The 17,387-nt window shown below is 60.3% G+C and carries 5 protein-coding genes; 2 read left to right on the top strand and 3 right to left on the bottom strand.

Features of this window, described 5'->3' with window-relative positions:
* The 3 genes from NKH99_RS28035 to NKH99_RS28025 all read right to left on the bottom strand — a co-directional run bounded on the left by NKH99_RS28035 (position 1) and on the right by NKH99_RS28025 (position 7,724).
* The gene (locus NKH99_RS28035) at positions 1-2,886 is read right to left on the bottom strand and encodes a site-specific DNA-methyltransferase (protein WP_353016888.1); all 2,886 of its coding nucleotides are present in this window, start codon (positions 2,884-2,886) and stop codon (positions 1-3) included.
* 80 nt (positions 2,887-2,966) lie between these two features.
* On the bottom strand, positions 2,967-4,655 hold the full coding sequence (locus NKH99_RS28030) for a GmrSD restriction endonuclease domain-containing protein (RefSeq protein WP_353016886.1): 1,689 nt from the start codon (positions 4,653-4,655) through the stop codon (positions 2,967-2,969).
* A 9-nt stretch (positions 4,656-4,664) separates the two neighbouring features.
* Entirely contained in the window at positions 4,665-7,724 is a 3,060-nt protein-coding gene (locus NKH99_RS28025) for a BPTD_3080 family restriction endonuclease (RefSeq protein WP_353016884.1), read from the bottom strand.
* A 308-nt stretch (positions 7,725-8,032) separates the two neighbouring features.
* On the opposite strand from NKH99_RS28025, the gene NKH99_RS28020 reads away from it, so the two are divergent.
* On the top strand, positions 8,033-11,203 hold the full coding sequence (locus NKH99_RS28020; RefSeq protein ID WP_353016882.1) for an STY4851/ECs_5259 family protein: 3,171 nt from the start codon (positions 8,033-8,035) through the stop codon (positions 11,201-11,203).
* Positions 11,200-17,229, top strand: a complete 6,030-nt coding sequence (locus tag NKH99_RS28015; RefSeq protein ID WP_353016880.1) for a DEAD/DEAH box helicase — start codon at positions 11,200-11,202, stop codon at positions 17,227-17,229. The genes NKH99_RS28020 and NKH99_RS28015 overlap by 4 nt, the downstream gene beginning before the upstream one ends.
* The last annotated feature ends 158 nt before the right edge of the window (positions 17,230-17,387 follow it).

The following is a 17,387-nucleotide window of genomic DNA, read 5'->3' as shown; positions in this document are numbered from 1 at the left end:
TCACACCCCGAACACCTTCAGCACCTCATCCCCGAAGTGATTGATCACCTTCACCGCGATCCTCCCCGTCTGCGGCCGCACGAACGGGCGTGACGTGTCCGAGTAGAGCGTTCCCCAAGCATCTTCGTCGATCTCCGCCTTCAGCGCGGTCTTCAGCGACTTGTAGGGGTCGTTGGCGCCGAGGAAGTAGGCGTGGCGGACGAAGAAGCTTTCTTCGTTGTAGTCGGTGTCGATGAACCAGGCGGCGATGCCCTTGGTGTCGGTCGAGCGGATATCGCCCGTCGACGGATCAAAGACGTCGACGCCGTTGACCTTCACCTGGATTTCGCCGGCCGGCGTCTCGATCAGGTCGATGTCTGGCTCGCCGAAGACGACGAAGAGGTTGCCCTTGCCCGTGTTCTTCAAATCCTCGGCCATGTGCAGGTCGGGGTTCATGCGCGCCTTTAGGATCGGCAGCGGACCGAGACGGTTCAGGTCGCTTGCCTGGGCCTCGAAGTTGAAGGCGCAGGCGATCAGCGCGTCGAAGCGGGCGTCGGAGGCCTCGCGCGCGGCGGCGGTGATGTTGGAACGGGTGAGCGTGCCGAATTCCGGACCGATCAGGATTCCGGCGCGCTTCTCGCGGCCATCGCCGTCGGTGTAGCGGCCTTCGGCGGCAAGCCAGTGGCCCGGCCAGGGTTCGACGGAGTGGAAGTGGATTGTGTCGCGCCGCTCCTGGCTGTGAACGCCGGCGGAGCGCAGATGGTCGAGCACCATCTGGCCGAAATCCGGGGCCGGCACGTTCTTCGGCGCGGGTTGCATGGTGCCTTCGGCGGCCGACAGCTCCCCCGCCAGCGTGTCGTCGCGCGAGGTGACGACGCGGTGTGGCGACAGGCTCTCGACCGTGAACGGACCGGCGACGCGCACCATGGTCCTGTCCTCGTAGGGACGGTCGTAGAGCATCTCGACGTCAGCGGCGCGGACGATGGAGTCGTCGATCTCCTTCTGCCGCGCGGTCCGGCCTTCCCACCAACCCTTGTGCAGCTCGCGCACGCGGGCATCGACGAGCCAGGCCTTGGCGGCGCCGTCCTTTGCCCCCAGCCACTGGTCGAGGTCGCGCGGGATTTCCCATTCCTCGAAGGCGGCCTGCAGCTTCTGGTTCAGCTCGCCGCGCAGCGGCTCCAGCACCGCCTGCCACTTCTCCCAGATCACGTCGATCTCGGCATTGTTGGCGATGGATTTCAGCGTGATATGTGGTGCGCGCTCGTAGACGAATCCCTGGCGGATATCTCCGGCGGTCGGTGTCTGCGGCTGGAGCTTGCCGGAAACCTTCTGCTCCTGCGCGCGGCCTTCCGCACTGTCGGCAAGCAGGTAGTAGGGATAGCGGGCCGCCATCAGCCGGGTGCGGGCAAGGGCGAGCGCTACGCGAGACGTGTCGATAGTGATCCAGCGCCGGCCCCACTGCTCGGCCACTGTGGCCGTCGTTCCCGAACCGCAGGTCGGGTCGAGCACCAGATCACCGGGGTCGGTGGTCATCAAAATACAGCGCTGAATGACTGTTGTTCCCGTCTGGACCACATATACCTTCTCTTCGCCCCAACCACGTGCCGCGGTGTCGACCCACATGTTCGAGTAGGGTGACACCGGGAAATCAGCTAGGAATCTTACGTAGCGAAGAGTTCTTCCCTGACGGATTACTCTTCGGGCGGCCTTCAGTCGGCGGAAACCAATCTCACCAGTCTTCCAATAGCCCTTTTGGGGTCGACTAGATTCGCCCTCGAACGATACCGGAAAATCCCCTGGTGGCCGATTGCTGGTTAAGTTGTCCGGAATAAAGAATACTGTTCCGGAAGGTAGAATACTCTCGTTGTCGTTCTCTTCGCGAGTAGCACGCCGCCGCTCCCCGGTCGGCAGTTCAATCCAAGAGTATTCTCCGGATCCCGTGCCGCCACGTTCTTTCGTAAAGTAAGGTTGACGATATTTCACTTGCCGTCGTGATTTCGCGTACCAGACGATATAATCGCAGACCGAGGACAAAACGTCGGCTGTCTGTCCTCCTGTTTTCGCAAAAGGAATCAGCGAGATGATATTCTCCTCTCCGAATATCTCATCCATCAATGCCCGCACACGATGCACGTTCTCGTCGCCGATTTGGACGAAGACGGACCCGCTTTCCGTCAGCAGTTCGCGCGCGACCATCAGCCGGTCGCGCAGATAGGTGAGGTAGGAGTGGATGCCATCCTTCCAGGTGTCGCGGAATGCCTTCACCTGTTCCGGCTCGCGTGAGACGTCCTCCTTCTTCCCGTCCTTCACGTCGCGGGAAAGGGTGGAGACCTGCCAGTTGGAGTTGAACTTGATGCCGTAGGGCGGGTCGAAGAAAATGCACTGGACCTTGCCGCGCATCGCCTCGCGCTCGGCGAGGCTCGCCATCACCTGCAGGCTGTCGCCGAGGATGAAGCGGTTCGTCCAGTGCTGGGCGTGCTGGTAGAACTCGGCTCGCGCTTCTGGATCGGTGATGCCGTTGAAATCGGCGAACAGGTTGGGCTGCTCGGCGCCGCTCTCGCGGGCGCGATCCGACATGCGTCTGAGATCGTCGATCAGGTGCTTCGGGTGGATCGCCTCCTGGCGGTAGATCGGCGGCGCGTTGACCACGAGGTCTGACCAGTCCTGCCGGTCCTTCCCGCGCCAGACGAGCTGCGCGTCGCCGAGCTCTAGCTCGCCCGTCTCGGCAAGCTGGCGCATCTGCTCCTTGGTGATGCGGATCTTCGCGCCGTTCCAGACGATCTGCGGGTCGAGGTCGCCGTCACGCTCGCGCGTCTCACCATTAGCCAACGGGCGAGGGCGCGGCATCGTCATCCCGCGCTCGACATCGCCCAAGAGCTCCTGCTGCTGCTCGAACAGCGACGCCATCTCGGCCGTCGGCACATTGATGCGTCGTGCGGCATCATGGGTCAGGGCATCGACGGAACGGGGGGATTTGGGCATTTGATTCACTCGGCACTGAATGCGTGTTCAGACGAGACTTCGGAGGCTAGCGGCTCGGGAACGGTCAAGCCTCCTCGAAGCGAAGCAAGAAGCTCGTTTCCGGCTTTGGCAAGGCGCTCCGCTCTTGCCTGTACCCAATTGGGAAATTGCGCGATATTTGTAGTTGCGAGGGACGGTTCGATGAATTGTTGCGCGAGTTGCGCATCCCCGATGTTATAGTTGCCTACATAGTCCATCGGGTTCTTTTTTGAGATCCGTATATTGGCCTTCGGCCCGATTAGGGCGATGTTTGCGAGGGCGTTGATTAGGCTGGCGGAATGATTGTCGCCAATGAACGCCTTCGGGAAAACGTGATGGAACTGCGGTGTGAATCCCGCCACGAGTTCCCCTGAATCGAAACCGATCTTCATATGTGGCTTGTCCCAGTCGATCGCTCCGGCATTGTGAACAAGCACGTAGAGAAGGAGACGACCGAAGCGGCTGTCAGAATAATCGCGAAGGAAATCGTCGGTAGTCAGCATCGGAAGATAGCGAATCCTTGCAAGCAATCGTTCAAGCGCATCCGTAACGTCGGAGGCGTCTGCTATCTCCTTGAGATCCTCTTCCATCGAGCTGGTCGAAGAAGTCGAATAGCGCCCGAAGCGTGTGGCCTGAAGGAACCAGTAGAAGACCTGATCAAAGGCCGCGTCCGGAAAGCGGTCGAGTAAGGCCGTCAGAGGGACCAGTGCGTTATCCGAGGGGAGCAGGGCGTTTCCAGAGATGCCGCGATCGCGCAGGTGTTTGATCGTTAACCCCCAAGCTTTCTTCGTTTGCTCCCAGGCAGGAAGGATATGGGTTTCGTTCCAAAAAGCCGGGTCGATATCCCGGTATCGAATGCGCTTTTTTCCAATGCCCGTAAGCGTGCGAAACACCAGATTTGGCGTTACGTCGAACCCGGAATCGGCCAGGCTCTCAATGTAGGGGAGGTAGTGCTGCCGGACCCATCCAGGCGTTCGGGCTGCGACCACACCGAGGTAAATGTCCGCCTCGGTGACGCGGGTGCCGCGACTGTTCAGCCGCGCGAATATCTCGACGACGTCCTCAAGTTCGTTGTCGACGGTGATGAGGACGACATCCTTGTCTCGGATTTTCCTGAGACGATCCAGTCGGGTGTAGACTTCCGTCACATCCAGCCCATCACACAAGCCGTCGAGTTTCACTTGTTTGGCCAGCTCCAGGAGTGCTTTCTGGTCTTTTTCGTTCTCGGCATCGAGATTCAATAGGTTTCGGACTGGGACGTATCTTTTCGTCGCGACCTTCCGTGTTGCCGCATTTGCCACCACGAAAAAGGGCGGCTCCTTAGTGTGGATGTCGAATCTGATGTCGTACTTGCGCAGCAGTTCATCCCAAGGTTTTCCGGCCTGCCACCAGTATGGTTTCCGACCGCTCAGAATGCACAAGGCTGTCGTTCGCTGCTGGCCGTCGACTACCCAACTTGTCGGGCTCTTGGAGTCCATCGCGCCCTTGGCTTCGGCGCCGGCACTGTTGTCCCATATGAGCAGCGTGCCTACCGGATAATTCAGCCACAAGGACTCCGCCAGATCGCGGACCTGTGTCGTCTTCCAGACGAATCCCCGCTGGAACTCCGGAATGCTCCATTCATGTCCAACGGAGCGCTTTACGATATCTTTGACCTTTACGGATTCGTACCCCACGGCTTCCCCTCAATCCGCCCGCAGTAACATGCGTTCTGCCATCTCGATAGGTTGTGTTCTCAGTTCTTCAATGAGTTTCCCCCACTCCTCCTCGACGGCGAAGGCGTCGCGGAACTCGGCGAAGCCCCAGCGGCCGAAGGTGCCGATATTGTTGACACCCGGCACCCACAGTGAATCCATGGTCTCGGCCTTGATTTGGGCGTCGACGCCGCGGAACCCCTTGATCTCGACAACCAGCTGCAGCGGATCGTGAGGACCGTGCCTATCGTCGATCCGGACGATGAAGTCCGGCAGGTAGCGCCGCGTGGTCGAGCCAAGGCGGTACGGCACCTCGAAGCCGAGCGCCTGGTTCTTGACGTAGGAGAGTGTCGCCGGATGCGATTCCACGACCCGAGCGAATTCGGCCTCCCAGTCGGAATCGCAGACGACGTAGTTGGTATGCGACTTGTCTGGCGCGGTCTTCCAGAGATTGGCCTTGGTCGTGTTGAAGGCAACGAAGTTCGTCGTGCCGGCCGGGTTATAGGGATCGAGCATTGCTTTGACGACGGTGGCATCCTCCGCACCGGCATCCCGCACGATACCGCTGTAAATCAGGTTCGCGGCCTTTTCTGCCAGCTCCGCATAGGTAAGCATGCCGATTCTAGTTCCACCGACCGTCTTGACGTGCTCGCGCAGCCATCGGCGTGTGACCGGCTGAACCTGGCTGAACAGGTGATAGGGCGGATCCTGGTCGCCGTCGCGGAAGTAGAGTTCGATCAGCCGCTTGGTCAGATGCATGCTGACGGTGTTCGCGAGCATGTCGTCGAGCGCCGCAGGGGACATGTCGATGCCTTCACCGACGAGTCCCTCGAGCCGCACGCTGGTCGGGCCGACCATTTCCGGAGTGAGCGTCAGCGTCGAATCCTGCGAGAAGGAGGCTGAGATGCGGTCGGGCGGCAGTTCCGTGCGGTATCCCGCAACCCGCGGGAAGCGGATGGCGAGCCGCTCTCGCTCCTTCATCGCCTGAACGCGGGTGATCTTCTTCGGCGGGATCCGGACGACCTTCTGCGGCTCCGTCGCGAAGTCGAACGGAATGCCCATGATGTCGGCATACTCGGTGTTGAACAGGCCTTGCAGGTTTAGCTCGTAGGACTGACGACGTAGGCCGCGCCCGATCACTTGTTCGCAGAGCAGCTGCGTGCCGAAGGCGCGCACGCCGAGGATATGGGTCACCGTATTGGCGTCCCAGCCTTCGGTCAGCATCGAGACGGAGACGACGCAGCGAATCTTCTCGCCAAGACGGCCCTTTTGGCCAACCGTGTTCATCACCTCGCGCAGGAGTTCGGAGTCCGAGATGCTTCCGGCGGCTGCTCCCTCTCGTTCCTGCTTCTCGCGCCGGAACAGGTCAATTTCGGCTTCTGCAATCTGGCGGAAATTCGGGTCCAGAGCCTCGCCGGATTCAAGCTGCTCGGAATCGATCAGCAATGTGTTCATGCGGGGCAAGGGCTCGCCCGTGCGTTCGTCGAAATTCCGGAACAGGTCGAGATGGCCCGTGTGGATGGTCTGCATTTCACCTTCGCGCTCGCGCTGCCATCCGGCGATCCACTCATAGACCAGCTTCGAACTCGCCGTGTTGTTGCAAACCACGATGAATACGGGCGGCACGTCGATTGGGACGCGTTCCCAATCCTCGTACGTCTCCTTGTAGTGGCTGTAGAGCGAATGAAGGGCGGTCTGAAGCTCACTTGGGAGACTTAGAGGATCGAGATCCCCGGACTTGCCGGCGCCCTTCTTCGGCATCTTCTTGCCGATGTGATCCCAGAGGTTTCGGTAGATCGGGGAGGGTGCGTTGACCGCGTTGTCCGCGACGGGGACCCGGGGCAGTTTGACGATGCCGCATTCGATTGCGTCGACGAGGGAGAAGTCCGACACGACCCACGGGAACAGCGTGCCCTCATCATAGCCCGAGCCGCGCAGGAAGAACGGCGTCGCCGACAGGTCGTAGATACCGCGAAGACCGACCTTGCGCTTCAGGGCTTCGATGCCGGAGATCCAGAGGCGCGCGGCCTCGTTATTCTTCTTTGCCTCCTCCTTGTCCTCGCCCTTGGCTTCAGCCTCGTCATCCGTGCCAGGCCGTTCCCGGTAGCAATGATGCGCCTCGTCATTGATGACGACGACGTTCTTTAGGGGAAGGAGTTCGCCGCAGGCGCGCTGTAGCATCTCGCCCTCGGTTTCCTGCTTCTCGATTGGGGCACCCGTGCGTCCCTGCATGAGGCGTTCGCCGACGGGATTGAGGTCATGCGCCTTGCGGCGCTGGAAGGCGTGGTAGTTGGTGATGACGATCTTTGCCTTGCCGAGATCAAACATCATGTCCGGCGGCACCAACTCGCGCGTGACATAATAGTTGTCCGGGTCCGATGGCAGGAGGACGCGAAGCCGGTCGCGGATCGTGATCCCTGGGGCAACGAGGAGAAAGCCACGGGAGAACAGGCTCGAATTGGGCTGGCGGGCAGCATTGATCGCCTGCCAGGCGATCAGCATCGCCATGACAGTCGTCTTGCCGGCGCCTGTCGCCAGCTTGAGCGCAAGCCGGAACAGTTCGGGATTCGAATCCCTGTTTGCCGCCTCGAGAGACCTGAAAATGTGGGCATACTGTTTTCGGTTTCGGGCGACCTCGGTCAGCCAAATGACCGTCTCGGTTGCCTCAACCTGGCAGAAGAACGGCTGCTGGTTGGAAAATTTGTGATGCCGCCAGTGCTGGAGCAGTCGCTGGGTTGTGGGCGTCACACCCCAATCGGAAGGATTCGGAATGGCGCGCCAGGATTCCAGATGCCGCCGTAACTCGTTGACCAGCGCATTCGGGGAATACTTGCCTGCTTCGTGCCCAGCCTCATCCAGATCGAGCGCCCGCTGCGCGGCCGTCGCCTTCGAACGTTTCCCGCGCGGCACGGGGACAAGGTACTTCGACGTCCTCCTTCCGTCGATTGGCGGCAGGTCCAAAGGCTGCCCCTCGTCATCAAGCGCATGATGACGCGTCGGCGGCAGATATGGCGAATTCAGGATAGGTTCTGAATAGAACGGCTTAGTCATGTTCCCCCCGGAACGATTCTCTTGGACAATGGACGCCAATCTCCGCGCGATCAACCACCGCGATTGTTTCGCGACTTATGCCAGGAGTGGCGAATTGACGCGAATGCAACAGACCAGATGGGGCTGACCTCATTCATTCAAGTCGATGCTCCGAACAAGCAGCGATTGTGAAAGCAAGTCAGGTACGTTGTATCCGATTAATATACTAGACAACTTCCGATGGAAGCAGTTCATTGAGGTGGGTTTGATTCGGGGGGTAAATCGTCGTCATGAATTTCGAGCGAGGCCCGTCATTGGGCGGCGCTGGCGTGCGTACGTCGCCGACCTACCGCTTTTTGAACGAGCTCCTCACACAAAGCGGACTTGAGGCGCCTGATGGTCGCCCTTTGCATCGCTACCGTATCAATGATGCTCAGTATCGTTGTGGCCTTGATCTGGTACAGAGGAACTCTGCACTTTTAGATCCAGAGAACCGCCCGCTTTGCGCGATTTTCGCGCTCGTCACGTCTGAATGGTTCCGGAGGCAGGCCGACACTTTATGGCGGCGCTGGCAGGATGTTGGCGTGGTGCCGGATAAGATTTCAGTCAGCGAACGGAATGACATCGCTCTCGCCGGGCTTCGTTGGTGGGGCCTGAAGCTCATCGTAACAGAAGGGCCTCAACGTACCCGCAACGAGTATTTGATGACGCTCGCCCGCAATGGCGGGCTTCCTTCCACGCTCCTGGTGGGTGAGCGGGCCAATGCTGTGCGCGCCTACTTCGAGAATGTCATGGCGGAGTCGCTCGCACTACCTTGGCCTTCTGGCCATACTGACTACCTGACCATCGCACGTAGGCATACAGAGGGTTTGCCAGTCAGCTACCAGGATGACGGCATTCTCGACCTAGCTGCGGAGCTCATTGCTGGATTGATCGAGTGCCGTCGCGCCTTGCCAAAGGACCAGCTGAACAACAATCCCGCTGGTTGGCTCGATGCTCATGTGAAAGGCTGGCGCGAGAGCCTTCCGATCTATCTTCCCGAGGATCAAGGGGCATGCAGTCGGCTGTTCAACGACCTGCTGACCGTGGAGCCGAGATCTCGCAGTGGGGGCATCGGCCTCAGGCGCCTGCTCGCGTGCGATCCGGAAGGCAGATGGCGTGAAGGATTCGTTGTTCACGCGGACGGCCCGCTCCAGTTCGACGCGCTGCGCGATCAACAAGAGGGCCGATTCCGCGCTTATTTCGCAGGAAGCGCCGCGCGGCTGACCTCGCGGGAATTCGCACTGATCTACCGCTCGGAAACAGACTCCAAGGGTAGGTTCGAGGTAACGTCACAGTCGCTCGGCCATCCTGGGTTCGTTGGCCCCTTTGCTTTCTCGGAAATGGCAACGGTCGCGCTCTCGCGAGAAGGCCGGACGCTGCCAACCGTCTGCTGGCCAGGCGGCCGCGCCGTCGCTTCCGCATGCCACGTGCTAAGGTCAACTGAGAGGGAGGACCGCCTCGAGCTCGTTGGTACCGGATCTGTCCGCTCGACCGCCGAAGTGCTCCACGTATGGGTTTCGGGACAATCAAGGGTGCTGGGTCACGACGGTGGTGGCGTAGAGCGCCTATGGCAATCCGACCGGCGGGCGCTCTGGCGCGTCGAGGGCATGGCGCTCGTCGAGACGGAAGAGGGAGAGCGCTATCGTGTGCAAGCCGGAGCCTCGTCGGACGACGAGCGACGGCTCGATTTGGAGACAATCTTCGTTCCTGGTTTGTCCTTCGAAGACGGATCAATTCAACCTGTGGCCGCACCGCTGCGGCCGCGAACTCGCGGGAGCGGCGGTGAACCGCACCTGCGCTTTCTCAGAGAAGGGCGCGAGGTCAATGCTCGAGGAGCCGCGGAAGGCCTCTTTACCGTTCAATGGCTTGATGACGAAGGATTCCTTATTGAGCGGGCTCGGGTTCTCGCCCTGCCTCTGAGCTTTAGTCTGGAGGGCCGCATCGAGACCGGCGGCGCGCGTGTGTCTTGGCAAGGATTGCAGGGCTGGCAGGTTGCGGCAGTCGATGCGTTTGGAACGCAACTGGAGTCCGAGAGACTCGATGCCGGTTTCGTCGCGCCATGGCAGGGACAACCCACTGCGCAACTGCGCATCAGGTTGATCGATCCATATGGATCTGCCGTCATGGCCATGTTGGACCTGGCGGCTAACGAGACCGTTCTCGTCGACGCCTCAGGCAGGATCCGCAAGGACGCGCCAGAATTGTCGCCTGCCAATTTGCGCGGAGCCGTTCTCCTCACAGGTCGGGTGGTGACGATCGATCTCGATTTACGAGGAGCCGCGAGTGCGCGCGCTTTGATCGCCCGCCGTGTCGAAGGCGAGACACCAATGATCAAGTTCGGTGCGCTGGCCGAAAGCCTGCTGGGGCTGTCGGCCGAACGTGGCCCCAGCGTGGTGATCAGGGACGATCGCAATCGGCCGCTGTGCACGATCCGCCGTAGTCAAACCGTACCGTTTGTGAATGACGGCAAGGCCCTCTTTGCGAGTTTGGCTGCAGATGCGTTCGCAGTGGCAAGGCCACTCCTCCATCCTGAAACCGAGCTGGGCCTCACCCAGATCGGCTCCGGACTATTCCAGCTGCCAACCCAGCCGGATGGCCCCTATCTCGTGTATTGCCGCAAAGGCGATGCAGTTGTGACACGTCCCTGGTTGATTGACGCTCCGGCGGGCTGTTCGAACACAACGCGCCTGCAGGCGAATTCAATGATCTCAAATGAAGACGAGCGGCGACTGGCGATCCAGGAGGAGCTTTCGAGCATTGCCGATCGGAAGGCATCTAGCGCGGAGCTCTCTCACCTTATCCGTGTTGTCGCGTCGCTTAAGGGGCTCAGTCCACGAGCGCTCGACATCACGCGGGAGTTGCCTTCCTGTCCCAAGCTGTTGTGTCGTTTGCTGTTGGCCGCGAGCTCCGAAAGACTAGAGGCGATCCTGACGCTGGAACGCGATCTGCCGTTCCTCTGGATGGCCTTGCCTGTGGACGCATGGAAACAAGCCGCAGGCGCCGAATGGGATCGCGCTGTGCAGGAATTGTCGACTGTGTTCGATTCCGCCCAAGCGTCGAAACAAGCCACGATGCAGATGCAGAAGCGATTTGAAACCCTGGCTGAGCGCACCTTGTGGTTTGCCGGTGTGTCACGTTCAATCGGCATTGGAAAGACGCTGCCTCAAGACCTTCGGTCCGTGGCCCAGAATTATGTCCGCCTTCGCCACGACCAAGTGGACGATCTGCCACGCAGCCTTGCTGAATACGCTGCTCGACTGGGCGCCCCGGCCGGGCTCCAGGGCTTCGATTACAATCACTTCCCGATGCTACTGATGCCGCTTTGTCTCGCCGGCATTGCTTGTGGAAAATTGGAGATGACGCCGGATGTGGCGGCAGGCCTCCGCAACGCGCTGGACTTCGATAGCACCTACATCGCGACAGCTTACCCTCATTGCCTCGAGTTCCTTTCCAAATGACCATCAGACCCTTCGAGACCCTAAGCCGCTTGCGCCAGCGCATGGCGGAAGCCGTGATAGCCCAATCAGGTCTGCGGCATCCGGCGTTGACGGCTCATCTAAGAGAAACGCTGCCCAACCCGCACCATCAAGGCGCGCTCATACCGCCACCCGTTCTGGAAGGCGCGTTTCCATTCGTCACAGCCGACGAGACGCTGGCGGCACTGTCTGGGAGACTTCTCGATGAGCGAACTGTCGCAGCTCTTGCCGGAGACAACAGCGGCGAAGGCTATTCCTTTCCGCAGAAGCGCTCTCCCTATCAGCATCAACTTGAGGCGTGGCGCGTACTAGGAGATCCGAAACCAAGGAGCGCCATCATCTCCGCAGGTACGGGATCCGGCAAGACCGAATGCTTCTTCGTCCCTATGCTCGACAGCCTCTACAGGAGAAGGGCGCGTGTGAGTGGTGTCGAAGCCATCATGCTTTACCCGCTCAACGCATTGATCGCCAGCCAACAGGAACGCCTCGACGCCTGGACGAAGCCGGCCAATGGCGCCATCCGCTACTGCCTATATAACGGCAACTTGCGTGAGAAGCTGAAGGCAAACGAACAACGAGAGGCATTGTCGCGCGCGCCGCAGAATGTGCCAGACCGCCAGGCGCTTCGCAGAGATCCGCCACCGCTTCTCGTGACGAACCTCACGATGCTTGAGTACATGCTCGTCCGCCCGCAGGACAGGCCGATTCTGGAAGCATCTCGCGGTCGACTGAAATGGATCGTGCTGGACGAGGCCCATACACTGGTCGGCTCGGCGGCAGCAGAAGTTGCGTTGCTCTTACGTAGAGTCATGGAAGCCTTCGAGGTCGACCCCACGACGGTCCGTTTCGTTGCCACTTCGGCGACGATCGGCGAGGGCGCCGATGTTGAAGATAAATTGCGCCGCTTCCTTGCAGACATAGGCGGCATTCCGCTCGACCAAGTAACCATGATCACGGGACATCGCCGGCTTCCGCGCCGTCCAGGAACGGGTGGCGTCGCGCCAAAAGCGGCCGATCTCGGGACGATGTCTCCGCAAGCTCTCTTCGACGCGCTAGGCAGCCACAATCCTGTGTGGTCGATGGTGGAAGGGCTTAAGGATCGATCGGTTCCAGCGGCAGAGCTCGAACGATTGGCCAGCGCGATCGGGGTGAACGGCGAAACACTGGCAATGGCGCTGGCGCGCGCCCAGAATGCAAATGGAGAAACATTGGCGCCTCTGCGCGTCCATTCCTTCCATCGCGCCTCACCTGGCCTTTGGTCCTGCACCAATCCAGATTGTCCCGTCAAAATGGGTCAAGGATGGTCGGCGGGAATGGTTCTTTACGAGCGTGAAGAAACCTGTCCGTCATGCCGCATGCCCGTCGCCGAACTGTTCACATGCAACGAGTGCGGCGAAGCCTTCATGATTGCCGAGGAGAAAGGCGATCGCCTAACTCCGCCACGCAATCTGCCGCCCTCTGACGAGTTCCTTTTCGAAGCGATCCGCGAAGTCGAAGATGATGGGGAGGATGAGGCTATCGAGGAAGTGTCCGCGTTCGACATGCCGTCGGTTCGTCACTGTTTTTCGCTGCAAGATGCAGGTCTGCTGCCCCTTTTCATAGACAAGGCGACTGGCCGCACAGCAGATTCGGGAGGTGAGGGCCGTTACCGTCTAACATCTCATGGCGATGGAACGGGACCTTGCCCCTCGTGCAGCGCCAGAAACAAGTCAGGTGACAAGCTCTATCCTTTCCGCTTTGGCGCTCCGTTCATCATTGGAAACGCGGCTCCAATGCTGCTTGCGGCCATGCCTCCTGCCGATAAGGTAGTCGTACCTCTTCTGCCGCAAACACCCCCGGACCTTCCAGCCAGCGGGCGCCAACTCATCAGCTTTACCGACAGCCGCCAGGGCACCGCTCGCATGGCCGCCCGCTTGCAGATCGAGTCGGAGCGAGCTTTCGTTCGCTCGTTCATCTACCAGGCCGTTCAGCTGAAGGCTGCGGGTGACGGGGAGACCGAGAAAACGATAGAACTTCGCGGGAACATAGCTCGGGTCAAGGAACGCGAGGGATGGCAGGACGACGCCTTATTCGCATCCCTCGTGGCCGGCTGGGAGAAGGAGCTTGCGCAGCAGTCTGGCGACGGGACTATCAGCTGGCCCGACCTTCGCGCGAGCTTGGCTGACCGGATTGAGATACGAGAATGGCTGCCGCAGGTCTGGGGTGATCGCGCTGACATCTTCAAGGCCTCCGGGTCGTCGCCTGCTTCGCAGTTGGCGAACGCGCTCCTGCTGCGTGAACTGCTGCGACGTCCACGCATGGCGAACACGCCTGAGACCATGGGGCTGGCGCGGCTCGTCTATCCAACGGTCGAGAGGATTGTAGACGCCCCGCGCGGATTCCTGCAACGGGGTGCCACACTTGAGGATTGGAAGGCCTGGCTTGGCAGCATTTTGGTATTCGCCGTGCGGTCACCGTTTGCTGTCGCCGTGTCACGTGATCTTCTCCGTTGGATTGCGCGCAAGGGATTTCCGAAGAAACTCTCGTCGCCAGGCCTTGAGCCGGCGAGAAGACAACAGGCCTGGCCACGTGCTTCCACGTCGGCGAAAATCCCTCAGGTAGTTGAGTTGCTTCGCCTGGGCCTTGGTCTCAATCCGGGTTCGAAGGAAGACCGGATGGAGATGAACGATTGGCTGGAGAAAGCGTGGAACCAGCTCCTTCCACTCTTCCCGGCGAATGAAAGCGGCGAGCGTGCCTTGGATTTTGACCTGCTACAGATTGCGCCGCTCAAGAATGCGTTTCTCTGTCCCGTCACGCGACGTATCGTCGACGTCGCACCTTTCGGGCTGACCCCGTATGCTCGCATCGCAAGGGATCGCGCCGAGCCTATTGCGTTGCCGTCCTGTCCCGTTGACGGGGACGAAGCGATCCGCCGCGCATTCACGGAAAATGACACGACTGTTGCGGAGCTGCGGGCGCGAGGTCTCTGGACGGACCTCCACGACCGCATCGCACTATTCTCGCCCTATGCGCGGTCCGCCGAACATTCGGCTCAACTGTCGCCGGCACGGTTGCGTCGCTACGAGGCGCGGTTCAAAGCCGGAGAGATCAATTTCCTAAATTGCTCGACGACGATGGAGATGGGTGTCGACATCGGCTCGGTGAACGGCGTCATGATGACCAACGTCCCGCCCTCGATCGCCAACTATCGACAGCGCGTCGGCCGTGCTGGACGGCGCGGTCAGCCTCTATCGCTCGCCTTTACGTTTGCGAAGGATAGACCGCTGGATCGTGAGGCTTTCCGAGATCCTGCGATCTATCTGAAGCGCGAAATCGCGGCGCCCAGAGTAGCACTTGACAGCCGACCTATCGTGCTGCGCCACGTGGGAGCCTTCTTTCTCGGTCGTTTCCTAGAGGCAAATAGCGGCAACGCCCTGAAAATGGCTGCTGGCGATTTCTTCGGCTGTCCCGAGGTGCCCCGCGCCGCTCGCGCCGTGAAGGCGGAACGGCCCGTCGTGCGGTTTCTAGATTGGCTAGGTTTGGCTACGACCGCAAATGACAACGAGGCCGCGCTCCATCGCCTTGTGCGCGGCACCGTGCTGGACGGGCGGCGGGACCTGGCGGAGCTCACGGCCGAAGCGATAGCAGCCGTGGAATCCGAGTTCGCCGACGAGTGGCGAGCGCTTCAGGAACAATTGCCGGGAGCGACCGAAATCGGTGCGGCGAAATCCCTTGAACTCCATCTGAAACGCTTGTGCGGCGAGTTCCTGCTGTCTGATCTCGCAGATCGAGGATTCCTGCCTGGGCATGGCTTTCCAAACAACATTGTTTCTTTCGAGCTTGGCGGTTCTCTCCCTGACGAGGATGTGCCGGATGGCAGAATCGGCCAGCGTCACGGCGGACCGAAGCGACCGCTCGACATCGCCATCCGTGACTACGCTCCGGGTTCCGAGACGGTGGTCGATGGGCAAGTCTACCGCGTTGGCGGGGTTACGCTGAATTGGCACCGCCCTTCAAGCGAGCAGGGCGTGCGTGAGATTCAGGCGTTGCGCTGGGCTGCACGTTGCGCACATTGCGGCGATTCATGGACAGGTGCCGGCTCGTGGCCCGAACAATGCCGGACTTGCTCGGACGCGGCGATTAAAGTCGATGATTACCTGAAGCCAGCCGGCTTCCTTCGCGACAGCCATGTCGAGACGCATGCCGATATCGACCAAGTCGCCTATGTTCGACCCGAGCCGCCGCGCATTTCGGCCGGATCCGCCCGATGGGAAGCCCTGACCAAGCCGACCGCTGGGCGTTTGAAGCTCAACCGCCGCGGAACCGTATACTACCATACGAAAGGGCCGGGCTCGCAACCCTCTGGCTATGGGCTATGCCTGTATTGCGGCCGCATGGAGCCGATGAAGCCAGGTGAAATGGTGTGCTCGGGGCTTGACGACCATAAGCCGCTTCGCTCGCCGGAGAATTTCATGGAGCCCTGCGAGGGAAACGAAAAGCCGTTCACCATCAAGACTGGCCTGCATCTGGGTTATGAGATTCACACGGACGTTCTGGAACTACAACCGGCAGCGACACCTGACATTGGTGCCGCAAATGCGCTCGCGATCGCCATGCGCGAAGCGCTGGCGCGGCACCTGGGAATCGAGCCGGACGAGATGGGTTACGGCATTGGCGCATCGCGCAATGCCATGACCAGCACCACGCTTTCCATCTTCCTCTACGACCGGGCCGCGGGAGGCGCAGGCTATGTGGTGCGCGCGGCAGATGACATCCGTGCGATCTTGAAGAGTGCTCGCGCGATACTCGACTGTCCGCGCAAGTGTGCCCATGCCTGCTCATCTTGCGTCCTCGTCTCCGATGCGCCGGAAAAGGAGGAGGAACTCGACCGAAAGAAGGCCATTACCTTTATGGATGCGCATCTTTGCCTGCCAGACATGATCAGCCCGGAGGACGTTTTCGCGCCGCGTGCTGACATATCCGGGCGGCCGCTCGCGGAGATCGACGAATGGCTGAATGGCCGCGGCCGATCGAAGCTCTTTTTCTGGGCGCAGTTGCGCGATCTGGCAGCACTGGAGGATTGGCCCCCGACCTCTCTGTTCCGGCGCTGGGCAGGCAACGGCCGGGCAGTCACGCTCGTCCTTTCAGGAGGTACCGTCGAAGCGCTCGACGCATCTCAACTTCTTTATCTCCGGGACTACAGTTCAAGGCATCAGGTTGTTATCGCCGAGGGGGATGCCGTACGCTTTAGTAATGGTGGCATCCTGTTCGCTTATGCGACGGATGGGTCGGCCGGTTACGCCTGGGCGAGCCGGGACGGTGCAATCCAGTTGGCCGCGCCCGACTGGGGCGCCAGTCACAGTCTTCCCATTACACGCGCACCCCTGGAATTCGAGCCCAGGCTAGCGACGGTCGGTCCCGAAAGGTTGGCACCGAAGAGCGGTGCGGTGGTGGTCATCCTTGATCGAACCTTTGATGGCCCAATCAGCGCCTTCGGCGAGAAGATGGCAAAAGCCGTCCGCAAGGCAGCGGCTGACTGTGGTATTCCGGCGAAGGAACGGCCAATCCAAGTTTCCTACCGCGATCGCTTCGCGCGGTCACCGATAGTACTGCGTCTCCTCGTCGATACCGTGTCCGGTCTCGCAGGGGGCGAGACTATACCTTTGTCGATCGAGACCGCATCGGACAAGGACTCGGGGTTTTCACGGCATCAGATCACCTCCGACATAACCGACAACGACATGTTGGATGCCATTGCGGGAGCTTATGGCGACCGTCGAAACCTTGACGTCGAGCTGGCCGTTGGCCAGCCGCCACACAAGCGAAGCCTAGTCCTAACGTATGAGTCAGGCAGAAAGTTGATTGTTGACCTCGACCAGGGATTCGGCTGGCTGTTTTACGAAGGCCCGGACCGCAGCTTCGACGCAGGCGCAGCGCCACATGTCGCGGCAAGCCGCATCGCCAATCTGTCAGGGAGACTCCGTCGCAGGCATGATCATGATAGCCAGATGGTGGTGTGGCGATCTTAGGCAAGGTTTGCCTGCTGCGGCTGACTTTACTGCAGTTCTGCCCTTCGTAGGTTTTTAGAAGTGCCCAGTTTGTTTTGTTGTTAGTAAAAGGTTAGTCGCTACGGAATAGCGCTCCTAATTGCTTGACTGCTCATGAATTGGGCAATCATTCTGGCAGG

This window comes from Mesorhizobium sp. M0854, from assembly GCF_040319815.1.
Lineage (GTDB): Bacteria > Pseudomonadota > Alphaproteobacteria > Rhizobiales > Rhizobiaceae > Mesorhizobium.
Note: the sequence above shows the minus strand (reverse complement) of the source record. Positions and strands in the feature narration are given on the sequence as shown.

Excerpts from the sequence above, each read along its gene's own strand:
- NKH99_RS28035 (WP_353016888.1), bottom strand. The coding sequence starts at position 2,886 with ATGGCGTCGCTGTTCGAGCAGCAGCAGGAGCTCTTGGGCGATGTCGAG.
- NKH99_RS28025 (WP_353016884.1), bottom strand. The coding sequence starts at position 7,724 with ATGACTAAGCCGTTCTATTCAGAACCTATCCTGAATTCGCCATATCTG.
- NKH99_RS28015 (WP_353016880.1), top strand. The coding sequence starts at position 11,200 with ATGACCATCAGACCCTTCGAGACCCTAAGCCGCTTGCGCCAGCGCATG.